Genomic DNA, 11625 nt, shown 5'->3' on the forward strand with positions numbered 1-11625 from the left:
TAAAGCTGTTTGTAGAATGAAACACACTTATGCTATTCAAGGAATGACGTGTAATGGCTGTCGAGCTCATGTGGAAAAAACCCTTAAACAGGTAGAGGGGGTTACTGATGCTATTGTAGATTTAGAAAAAGCTGAAGCCAACATCGAAATGTCAAAGCATATTCATCTTGAAGCTTTTCAAAAAGCATTGGAGCAGGATGGAGGTCTCTATACGATTCATTTACCAGGAGAAGTGCATCAAGTAGCAAAACAGTCAAAAAAATCTTCCAAAGAAGAAAAAGGAAAAGGGACCGGGGTTTTTTATTGTCCTATGCATTGCGAGGGGAATAAGACGTATGATAAATCCGGAGATTGCCCAGTCTGTGGTATGGATCTCGTCGAAGAGCAGAACCTATCTGCTATTACGGAAGAGCAATATACCTGTCCTATGCATCCCGAGGTACTTAAAGAGGAGCCAGGCGATTGCCCAATCTGTGGTATGGAGTTAGTACCGGTCAAACCAGAACTCACGGCAGAGGAAAAGACCTATACATCCTTATTGAAGAAATTTTGGATAGCACTGGCTTTTACACTGCCCATTTTTCTCATTGCGATGAGCGAGATGATTTCAGATAATCCCTTGTATACACTCTTGGAGCAACTGTATTGGAACTGGATCCAATTTGCACTTTCTATACCAGTAGTTTTCTATGCCACCTGGATGTTTTTTGAGCGTGCCTATCGTAGTATCAAAACCTGGAACTTGAATATGTTTACGCTAATTGGTATTGGTGCCGGAGTTGCCTGGTTGTTTAGTGTTTTTGGATTGTTGTTTCCAGATTTTTTTCCAGCTCAGTTTAAAACACATTCAGGCAACGTACATGTCTATTTTGAAGCAGCCACGGTTATTTTAACTTTGGTATTACTGGGGCAAGTACTCGAATCTCGCGCGCATAGTAAAACCAATTCTGCTATAAAAGAATTATTAAAACTAGCTCCGAATAAAGCGGTTAAAGTTGTAGATGGAGAAGAGGTTGAGGTAGCCATTGATGCGATAGAAATCGGAGATATTTTAAAGGTTAAACCAGGAGATAAAATACCTGTGGATGGCAGTATATCGGAAGGTAGTAGTGCGATCGATGAATCCATGATAACCGGAGAACCTATCCCTGTAACAAAAAATGAAGGGGATAAGGTAAGCAGCGGAACTATTAACGGCAATCAGTCTTTTTTAATGAAAGCAGAGAAAGTAGGTAAGGATACCTTACTATCTCAGATTATTGCAATGGTTAACGAGGCGAGTAGGAGTCGCGCTCCAATTCAGAAATTGGCAGATACGGTTTCAGCGTATTTTGTTCCTATTGTAGTCATGATTGCTGTAGTAACATATGTGATTTGGGCCATTTGGGGCCCAGAACCTTCATATGTATTTGCACTGGTCAATGCGATTGCAGTACTTATAATAGCTTGTCCTTGTGCTTTGGGTCTTGCGACACCGATGTCTGTAATCGTTGGAGTAGGCAAAGGAGCTCAAAATGGGGTTTTAATCAAAAATGCTGAAGCATTGGAAAAGATGAATAAGGTAAACACCTTGATTGTAGATAAAACCGGAACTATAACAGAAGGAAAGCCTACCGTAGAAAAGGTAGACTCTTTTGATGATCGCATAAGTGAAGAAACCATACTTCAGCTAATTGTAGCTCTAAATGTCAATAGCGAACATCCATTGGCCGAAGCAACAGTAGCGTATGGCAAAGAGAAAAAGATAACTATAAATAAAGCCGAAAACTTCAATGCCGTCACCGGTAAAGGGGTGGAAGGTACCGTAAATGGTAAAAAAATAGCTTTAGGTAATCCTAAAATGATGGCGTATGCAGGAGCAACAATTTCACCAGAGATGCAAGCTGAAGTAACGGAGTATCAGAAACAGGGAAAAACAGTTTCTTACCTAGCCATTGATGCAGTTGTATCTGGCTATGTTAGTATAGGGGATAAAATTAAACCAACCAGCTTAGCGGCTATTAAAGAATTACAACAAAAAGGAATTGCTGTCATCATGCTTACAGGAGATAATCAAACAACAGCTCAGGCTGTAGCTGCTAAGCTAAATTTATCCGACTTTAAAGCGAGTATGCTACCAGAGGATAAGCTTAATACAGTAAAACAACTGCAGGAGGAAGGCAATTATGTGGCCATGGCAGGCGATGGCATAAACGATGCTCCCGCCCTTGCAAAAAGCGATGTAGGTATTGCTATGGGAACCGGAACTGATGTAGCTATAGAAAGTGCAGCCATTACTTTAGTAAAAGGAGATTTACAGGGCATAGTAAAAGCTCGCAATCTTAGTGAGGCTGTAATGAAGAATATTAAACAGAACTTGTTTTTTGCATTGATTTACAACACCGTTGGTGTTCCTGTCGCAGCGGGAGTTCTATATCCCATCTTCGGAGTGTTGTTATCTCCTATGATTGCTGCCTTAGCTATGAGTTTTAGTTCAGTATCCGTAATCGGTAATGCATTGCGCCTTAAAAGAGTAAAAATTTAAATACAAAACAGATGAAAAATATAATAGGAATATTCATTGTTATGCTAATCGCTGTGGGATGTAAAGACAATAATAAGCAGACTACAGAGCCAGAAGAACACAATCATAATCATACGGTTGAAAGCCCTTCACCTCAAAAGAAAAAAGTATTAAGCCCCCACACATCAGCTATGGCAACAATAGATGATGCTCATATCCATATTGATTATTCATCTCCAGGAGTTCGAAATCGAATGATATTTGGAGGCTTGTTGGCCTACGATGAAGTGTGGCAGGCAGGTGCTCATAATGCTACCTGGATTGAAACTAATAAAGATCTAGTGATAGATGGTAATGAATTAAAAGCCGGTAAATATGGCTTTTTTGTAATTCCTTCTCAAGAGCAATGGACCTTAATTTTTAACACCAGATGGAATCAGCATGGAAAGGATGAATATAACACTGATGAAGATGTATTGCGTCTTACAGTTAAACCAGAACCTACTAAAGAAATTACAGAACATCTAACCTATAAGATTGAGAAAACCGATCCTAAGAAAGGCAAAATTACATTGCTTTGGGAAAAGGTAAAAGTTGAATTTCCGTTTGAGGTTAAATAAGATAGGATGGTTAACAGACACACTGCCAGAAAAATTAGAAAAGCCCATCGGTATTTGGGTCTCTTTTTAGGAGTACAATTTTTAATGTGGACTATAAGTGGTATTTATTTTAGCTGGTCAGATATTGACGAAATTCACGGGGATCATTTTAAAAAAGTACAAAAGCCAATAACTCATAAGTTGTCTGAACCAAATAGTGTTTTAGCTAATTATACAATTAGCAGTTTAAATTTACATACGATCGCTGATCAACCTTACTATTGGATTAATGATAGCATTTTAGTACACGCTTATACAGGAGTTGAAAAAAGTTTAATAACAGAACAAGAAGCAAAGGCAGTTGCCAAAAGACATATTATTGATGGGTTAAACATCAAAACAATTAAACGTATTGACGCGGTTGGTAATTACCACGAATATCGAGGAAGACCACTGCCAGCTTATGCAATAACCTATGATCATCCAGATCGATTGGTGGCTTATGTTTCCGCTAAAGATGGTTTGTTTCAACGAGTAAGGCATCAATCGTGGCGATGGTTTGATTTTTTATGGATGACACACACTATGGATTATCAAGGTAGGGATGATTTCAACACCTTACTGCTTAGAGTGTTTTCAGCGTTAGGATTAATAACAGTATTGAGTGGTTTTTTACTGTGGTTTATTTCATCTCGTAGAATGATTAAAATAGTTAAGAAGAACAGAAAATGAAGAAAAGTATAATTTTTGCAGTTGTAGCTGGCGCAATCGGTGTATTGGTGGGCTATCTTATTTTTGGAAATAGTAATAAGGAACAATCCACGGACCATCAACATACTTCAGCGACCAGTAATCAGATGTGGACTTGTTCAATGCATCCTCAGATAATGCAGCCGGAACCTGGAGATTGCCCAATCTGTGGTATGGAATTAATTCCTGCAGAAACTGGAGCAGATGGGTTATCAAAAGATCAGTTTACCATGACCAAAAATGCGATAGCGCTGGCCAATATTCAAACGGTAACAATCGGGAGTGGTAATGTAAATGAGCAACGTATCACACTATCTGGTAAGATTGTAGAAAACGAACAATTGACGGTTACACAAACGGTGCATTATGCAGGTAGAATAGAAAAATTATATGTTAACTTTCCAGGTGAAAAGGTTCAGAAAGGACAGGTAATTGCCGAATTATATGCACCAAAATTAGTAGCTGCCCAACAGGAACTATTGACTGCCGTTGCCTTAAAAAGTGCTCAGCCTGAATTATATAATGCAGTTCGAAATAAGTTAGCCTACTGGAAACTATCCGAAAATCAAATTAAAGAAATTGAGACTTCAGGAGTTATTAAAAACACCATGAAGATCTACGCAGAAAACACGGGAACGGTGGATAAAGTAATGGCAAATGTAGGTGATTATGTAAATAGTGGAGCTCCATTATTTAGTAGTACTAATCTATCGTCAGTATGGGCTTCTTTTGACGCCTATGAAAGTATGTTACCATTTCTTTCGATCAATCAAGATATAGGAATCACTACTAATGCATATCCCAATAAAAAAATTACTGCAACTATTGATTTTATAGATCCTGTTTTAAACACTAAAACAAGGACATATACCGTACGAGCAACGCTTAATAACAAGAATAATGAACTTAAACCAGGCATGTTCGTTAAAGGAATAGTACAAACTCAGAACAACAAAGCAAATCAGTTAATCACGGTTCCAAAAACTGCAGTTTTATGGACAGGAGAACGTTCTGTGGTGTATCTTAAGGTCGGTAAAGACCGACCGGTATTTGAATTGAGAGAGGTGACATTGGGTAAGCCTTATGATGAAAGTTATGAAGTGGTATCAGGTCTAGAAAATGGAGATGAGGTTGTTTATCAAGGTGCTTTTACAGTTGATGCTTCTGCTCAGTTGCAAGGTAAAAATTCGATGATGAATAGTAATAAGCCAGCGCATATGGATAAACCTGAACAATCTATAACGGTTCAGGGGATTACTTCTAATAATTTGGAATCTGTTTTGACTTCTTATTTGAAACTTAAAAATGCATTAATTAAATCAGATGTTCCTAAAGCCACTTTGTTTGGAAAAGAAACCGCTTCTCTGCTTAAAGAGCTAAAGAATCAGACTACATTGTCAAAATCTGAAAATCAAGCAATACAAGATATTTTAAATTCGCTTGCTAACTTAACAAGTACTGAGGATATTAAGAATCAGCGAAATAGCTTTAGACTTGTATCGGATATTCTAATACAAATTGCTTCAAACGGCGATGACATTCAGAAGGAACTGTATGTTCAATACTGCCCAATGGCTAATAATAACAAAGGTGCGTATTGGCTTAGTGATAGTAAGGAAATACTTAATCCTTATTTTGGCGAAATGATGCTAAACTGCGGAGATGTTACGAGGTCTTTACAATAAAATACAAGAGTGATTACAGCTGCCAAAACACGACCTATAACCTAATTTTTCGATAAAACGTTAAAAATCTGTATATTTGCGTTAGGGAAAATTAATTTATAGTCAGCATTAGCAAGGTAAGATGCATGGAATTGGAAATTGGAGTGCATTATTGTTGGTGAAATGATTTTATTGGGAAAATGCAATACTTATTTTATGATTAAAAAACTACTTGCCATAACTCTTATAATCGGTTTGTTTTCTTGTGATGATTCGCCTATCAAGCCGAGTGAAAATACACTCAAATTGATAGAAAAATCGAAACAATTACAAGATCGAGCTGAGGTATTAGAAAAAAACATAAAAGAACGCGACGGTTATCTTAGCAAAAAGGATGCTAGTAGTGATCGGTTTTCTAATATTCAGGATGATGAGTTCGTTAATATTGAAGAACTCTCAAATAACTTTATGCTGGATATGCGTTATGCCACCAATAACAATTTCTTAAAAGAATCTGTATATGATTGTGCTAAATGTTTTGTGAGAGGTAAAGTAGCCAAGGCAATTTTGCAGGCACAAAAGGAGTTGATGCGAAAAGGATATCGCATACAATTTTTTGACTGTTATCGTCCGCATAGCGTTCAAAAGAAAATGTGGAAAATTGTTTCGGATCCTGGGTATGTAGCAAACCCAAAAGGAGGATCGGTGCATAATCGAGGTGCTGCTATTGATATTACCTTAACTGATCTTAAAGGAAATCCGCTAGATATGGGAACTGATTTTGACCATTTTGGTAAAGAAGCCGCTCATGCCTATGCTAAGCTTTCGGATGAGGTAAAAGAAAACAGAAAGCTATTGCGGACTACTATGGAAAAATATGGTTTTACGACCATACGAACGGAATGGTGGCATTATAACTTTCAAGGAGGTAAAAAATACGAGATAGCGGATTTTACTTGGGATTGTCAATGATATTTTTTCTTTAATAGCTATTTATATTATAATAGTAAATTAAAAAACGCCCGTTATACGGGCGTTTTAAGAAGCACAACTTTAAAATCGGAAAAAATTAAATTATGCTAGTTATGAGAAATTTTCTACAAATAGTTGTATGCTCTTGTGGTTAAAAACTCTTCAAATTCTTTATTAGTGATCAACTGATGAAAGATTTCAATAGCATTTTGATAGTTTGTACTGTTATAAGTAGTGTCACCAACCTGCTTTTTGATCACATCCAGCTCAGATTCGAATAATGATTCGAAAAGTGTTTTATCAAATGTTCTTCCATCATCAAGTTTCACTTCATTGAGTAACCAATGCCAAACTTGTGTTCTGCTTATTTCGGCTGTGGCTGCGTCTTCCATTAAGTTATATAAGGCTACTGCACCATTGCCTGCTAACCAACCAGCGATGTAATGAATACCTACATTGATGTTTTTTCGAATCCCTTCTTCAGTAATGGTTCCTTTAGGGATTTCCAATAAATCTTTTTCGGTAATGTTTAGGTCATCTCTTTTAACCTCCATTTGATTAGCATTTGGCATATGTTCGTTAAAAATATCCATTGCCAATTGTACCAATCCAGGGTGCGCTACCCAGGTTCCGTCATGACCATTTTTTACTTCACGTTCTTTATCAGCTTTCACTTTGTCGATAGCCATCTGGTTTCTTTCAGGATCGTCTTTGATCGGTATTTGAGCGGCCATACCTCCTATGGCTAATATGTTTCTCTTGTGACATCGTTGAATAACCAATTTACTATAAGCATCCATAAAAGGACTAGTCATAGTTACCTGATCTCTATTCGGCACGATAAAACCTTTGTGATTTCTCAACTTTTTGATGTAACTAAAAATATAATCCCATCTACCGCAGTTTAACCCAACAATATGTTCTCTTAATGCATAAATGATTTCATCTAGTTGAAAACTTGCTGTGATTGTCTCTACCAGTACAGTAACTTTAGTACTACCATATTCCAATCCTAAGTATTCTTCAGAGAAGTCAATAACATCATTCCACCATATCGCTTCTGTAAAATGCTCTAGCTTTGGTAGGTAGTAGTAGGCTCCGCTTCCATTTTCCTTAAGTTTTTCATTGTTATGAAAAAGATATAAGGCAAAATCAAATAAAGAAGCACTCATCGGTTGACCATTAATCATCAAATGCTTTTCTTCTAAATGCAATCCTCTAGGACGCACTAATAGCGTGGCTACTTCTTCATTGAGTTGGTAGCTCTTATCCTTTTGTGGATTGTAGAAAGATATGGTTCTATCTACAGCATCTTTAAGATTTTGCTGTCCTTCAAGACAGTTTGACCAGCTAGGTGCATTACTATCTTCAAAATCAGCCATAAAGGTTTTAGCTCCAGAGTTGAGGGCGTTAATTACCATTTTACGGTCTACTGGTCCAGTAATTTCGACTCTTCTATCTTGTAAGTCTTTTGGTATTGGAGCAGCAGTCCACTCACTGTTGCGAATTTCTTTAGTGTTTTCAGGAAACGACGGCGTAGTTTCTAAATCAAAAAGCTTTTGCTGGGCCTCACGATTTTTTAGAAGTACTAATCGTCGTTGGTTAAAACGATTTTGTAAGGTTTCTAAAAAGGTTAACGCGCCATCCGTTAATATTTCTGGATGGTAATTCTTAACTTCTTTAGAGAAGCTAATTTTTTCGCTAAGGTTTGTCTGAGTTTCCATGGTTTTTATTTTTAACACCCTCACGGGCTGTTGTAACATAATTTAAGTGAGCTTTAGAAAAGTGCTAGGATTATTTATCTAGCACTAATTCTAATTCCTTATCGCTTTCGCTTGCAGTAATTTCAAATTGATTACTAGTGTTCTTAGCACCACCTGCTTTTAAGGCTCTTTCACCAGCAAAGAAAGTTTTGTGATCATCTCCTAGATCAGAACCTGCCATTCTTTGGTGTTTTACACAAGCAACTCCTTTTCTGATTTCTTGACGTTGAACCGATCCAACGTAAGCTAACATTCCCAGGTCTCCAAAATAACCTTCTACCAAGTCATTCATATGTAATGCCGTAGTATGGTATGTGGGTAAAGTAATTAGGTGGTGGAATATACCTGCCTCACGCGATGCAGTTTCTTGGAATGTTCTGATCAAATCATCAGCGCGATTTGCTAATTCTGTTCCATCATATTTTACGTCCATTAATTCTTCACGCTTGTATGCAGATGTATCTTCTCCATTCTCTACCATTAAGTCAAATGCTTGCTGACGGAAGTTGATCGTCCAGTTAAACGAAGGAGAGTTATTGTATACTAATTTTGCATTAGGTACTTTTTCTCTGATTCTGTTTACCATATGTGCGATTTGCTTCACATTAGGTGTCGGTGTTTCAATCCACAATAAATCAGCACCATTTTCAAGACTTGTAACGCAGTCTAAAACTACACGGTCTATGTTAGATCCTTCTTTAAACTTATATAGTCCGTTAGGTAATCTTACTGGTCGAACTAACTTACCATCTCTCTTTAATAGAATATCGTTGTCTTCTACCTGATCCATTGTTACTTCTTCAGCTTCGATAAAATCAATGTATTGAGAAGCTAAATCACCTTTTTCTTGAGATACCGGTACTTTTTGGGTTAAACCAGCACCTTCAGAGTCGGTTCTGGCAACGATAATACCTTCTTCTACTCCTAATTCTAAAAATGCATATCTAAGTGCATTTAGTTTAGCGATAAAGTCTTCGTGTGGTACAGTCACTTTACCATCCTGGTGACCACATTGCTTAGCATCAGATACTTGATTTTCAATCTGAAGCGCACAAGCACCAGCTTCAATCATTTTCTTTGCTAATAGGTATGTTGCTTCTTCGTTACCAAATCCAGCATCAATATCAGCAATAATTGGCACTACATGAGTTTCAAAATTATCGATTTGATCCTGTACATCTTCACCAGCATCTAAACGACGGAATAAATCATTTAATTCAACAGCATCTGCCTGACGTAAAAAGGTATATATTTCTTCAATTAATTTAGGCACTGAAGTCTTTTCGTGCATAGACTGATCAGGTAATGGCCCCAATTCAGAACGTAACGCTGCAACCATCCAACCCGATAAATACAAATAGGTTTTATCTGTAGTACCTTGATGTTTTTTAACGGCAATCATTTTTTGTTGCGCCACAAATCCGTGCCAGCATCCTAGTGATTGCGTGTAATTAGCGCTATCGGCATCATATGCAGCCATATCCTTTCGCATAATTGCTGCAGTATACTTAGCGATGTCTAATCCGGTTTTAAATCTGTTTTGTGTTGCAATACGCGCTGCATTTTCTGGGGTAATTGTTGCCCAGGTGTTTCCGTGCTTTGCTTTTAAGTTGCGTACAGTGTCAAGTACTGAAGTGTAAGTTGCCATAATATTGTTCTTTAAAAATTAATTTGGGATTAATGCTGTTATACGTTCTTAATCACCTTGTTTTTCTCAAGCTGTAATCGGCTATTTGATTAATTATAGGACAATATTAAAAAAAAGTTTTTTATAAAACAAGCGAACGTTCGCTAAATGTGAATTTTTTCTTTTTTCCTTTTTTACGCAAAAAACATTATTTTTGAGTTATGGCAATAGAAGAAGAATACATCAGGCTTATTTTTGGCTTGAAAATCAAGCAGATACGAACCGATAAGGATTTGTCTTTATTTGGATTATCTAAGTTAAGTGGATTGTCTAAGTCCTATCTTAATGAAATAGAAAAGGGAAAGAAATATCCTAAAACGGATAAAATTATTAAGCTTTCAGAAACTTTAGAGGTGCCTTATGACCAATTAGTTTCGTTGAAACTGGATAAAAATCTTGCCCCGATTGGAGAAATTTTACAATCTGGGATACTGGATGAAATTCCTTTAGAGCTTTTTGGGATACAACAAAGTGATTTAATTGATATTATAGCGAATGCTCCATCTAAGGTAAATGCTTTTATCAGTACTATTATTGAAATTGCACAGCACTATAATATGAGTAGGGAGGGATTTTATTTGGCCTCTTTGCGTTCTTATCAAGAAGCGCATAATAATTATTTTAAAGATCTGGAAGAAACGGTTATTCGGTTTGCAAATTCTTATCAAATAGATTTAGAAGGTAATATTACTGCTGAGGAGCTCAAAGAAATTCTGACTGAAGAATTTGGATATACTATTAATCTAGGAGGTATCCCAAAACAAGAAGAATTAGAAAACCTACGCTGTGTATTTATTCCCAAAACAAGAACGCTCTTACTATCGGATCGTGTTGATGAAGCGCAAAAGACCTTCATTTTTGCCAAAGAGTTAGGTTATCAATATTTAGAAATTAAAGAAAGGCCCTATACCTTTAGTTGGATAAAATATAATGACTTTGAAGAGGTACTAAATAATTTTTATGCTTCTTATTTTGCCGGAGCCTTAATTATTCCGAGAAATCACCTGAAAAATAATTTGAAAAAGTTGTTTGAACCTCAACAGTTTTCTGAGACGATCTTTCATGAGATTATGGGGCTATACAATGCTTCACCAGAGTCATTTTATCAGCGATTGACCAATATATTACCAAAGGACTTTGGTATGCAGAATGTATTCTTTTTGCGATTTACACATAAAAAAGGAACCGAAAAATACAATTTGGTCAAGGAACTTCATATTACGCATCAGCAGCAGCCACGCGCCAATGAAATCAATGAACATTATTGTCGCCGTTGGATGGCTATTAAAACGCTACAGCGCACCGTTGACGAAAAGTTAGACTATGCGTTCAATATACAGATATCGGATTATGTAGATACAGATCAACAGTACTTAGTATTTACCTCTGCAACACCAGATCCGTTTAGAGAAGACTATTATAGAAGTATTGGTATTGGTTTTTTAATTTCTCCTGCATTGGAGAAAAAAATAAAGTTCGTTAATGATCCTAAGATCCCTAAGGTCAAAGTGGGAGTAACCTGCGAAACTTGTTCATTGCAGGATTGTGAGGTTCGAAAGGCACCGCCAAAGCGAATTATAGCGAAGGAGAAAAACAAAAAGACTGCAAAGCTTGTCAACGAATTAATTAAGGCGTATTCTTAAAGGTATTAATTTATCTAAATGTAAAAACCCTGCTCTGAACAAAG

At 36.8% G+C, this 11625-nt stretch carries 8 protein-coding genes; 6 read left to right on the forward strand and 2 right to left on the reverse strand.

Annotated features, from left to right (window positions below; translation table 11 throughout):
• Positions 1-16 precede the first annotated feature (16 nt).
• From EV197_RS04925 to EV197_RS04945, 5 genes are all read left to right on the forward strand, one after another.
• Positions 17-2524: a heavy metal translocating P-type ATPase gene (locus EV197_RS04925; RefSeq protein WP_130285615.1), complete on the forward strand. Its 2508-nt coding sequence runs from the start codon at positions 17-19 to the stop codon at positions 2522-2524.
• Between the two features lie 11 nt (positions 2525-2535).
• Entirely contained in the window at positions 2536-3123 is a 588-nt protein-coding gene (locus EV197_RS04930) for a DUF2911 domain-containing protein (RefSeq protein ID WP_130285616.1), read from the forward strand.
• A 6-nt stretch (positions 3124-3129) separates the two neighbouring features.
• Complete coding sequence (locus tag EV197_RS04935) at positions 3130-3834, forward strand: PepSY domain-containing protein (protein ID WP_130285617.1); 705 nt, start codon at positions 3130-3132, stop codon at positions 3832-3834.
• Complete coding sequence (locus tag EV197_RS04940) at positions 3831-5537, forward strand: efflux RND transporter periplasmic adaptor subunit (RefSeq protein WP_130285618.1); 1707 nt, start codon at positions 3831-3833, stop codon at positions 5535-5537. Before EV197_RS04935 ends, EV197_RS04940 begins: the two co-directional genes overlap by 4 nt.
• 195 nt (positions 5538-5732) lie before the next feature.
• Positions 5733-6488 (forward strand): M15 family metallopeptidase, encoded by a 756-nt coding sequence (locus EV197_RS04945; RefSeq protein WP_130285619.1) that lies wholly within the window; start codon positions 5733-5735, stop codon positions 6486-6488.
• A gap of 125 nt (positions 6489-6613) precedes the next feature.
• On the opposite strand, the gene aceB is transcribed toward EV197_RS04945, so the two are convergent.
• Together aceB and EV197_RS04955 are read right to left on the reverse strand one after the other, a co-directional pair.
• Positions 6614-8212, reverse strand: a complete 1599-nt coding sequence (aceB, locus tag EV197_RS04950; protein ID WP_130285620.1) for a malate synthase A — start codon at positions 8210-8212, stop codon at positions 6614-6616.
• 70 nt (positions 8213-8282) lie between these two features.
• Entirely contained in the window at positions 8283-9899 is a 1617-nt protein-coding gene (locus EV197_RS04955) for an isocitrate lyase (protein WP_130285621.1), read from the reverse strand.
• Positions 9900-10105: 206 nt separating this feature from the next.
• Between EV197_RS04955 and EV197_RS04960 the strand changes: the two genes are divergently transcribed.
• The gene (locus EV197_RS04960) at positions 10106-11581 is read left to right on the forward strand and encodes a helix-turn-helix domain-containing protein (RefSeq protein WP_130286191.1); all 1476 of its coding nucleotides are present in this window, start codon (positions 10106-10108) and stop codon (positions 11579-11581) included.
• Positions 11582-11625: the final 44 nt, after the last annotated feature.

The organism is Aquimarina brevivitae, assembly GCF_004216895.1.
GTDB classification, from domain to species: Bacteria; Bacteroidota; Bacteroidia; order Flavobacteriales; family Flavobacteriaceae; genus Aquimarina; species Aquimarina brevivitae.

What these genes read in the sequence shown, in the direction of transcription:
- EV197_RS04925 (WP_130285615.1), top strand. Translation starts at nt 17, where the DNA reads ATGAAACACACTTATGCTATTCAAGGAATGACGTGTAATGGCTGTCGA.
- EV197_RS04930 (WP_130285616.1), top strand. Translation starts at nt 2,536, where the DNA reads ATGAAAAATATAATAGGAATATTCATTGTTATGCTAATCGCTGTGGGA.
- EV197_RS04935 (WP_130285617.1), top strand. Translation starts at nt 3,130, where the DNA reads ATGGTTAACAGACACACTGCCAGAAAAATTAGAAAAGCCCATCGGTAT.
- EV197_RS04940 (WP_130285618.1), top strand. Translation starts at nt 3,831, where the DNA reads ATGAAGAAAAGTATAATTTTTGCAGTTGTAGCTGGCGCAATCGGTGTA.
- EV197_RS04945 (WP_130285619.1), top strand. Translation starts at nt 5,733, where the DNA reads ATGATTAAAAAACTACTTGCCATAACTCTTATAATCGGTTTGTTTTCT.
- aceB (WP_130285620.1), bottom strand. Translation starts at nt 8,212, where the DNA reads ATGGAAACTCAGACAAACCTTAGCGAAAAAATTAGCTTCTCTAAAGAA.
- EV197_RS04955 (WP_130285621.1), bottom strand. Translation starts at nt 9,899, where the DNA reads ATGGCAACTTACACTTCAGTACTTGACACTGTACGCAACTTAAAAGCA.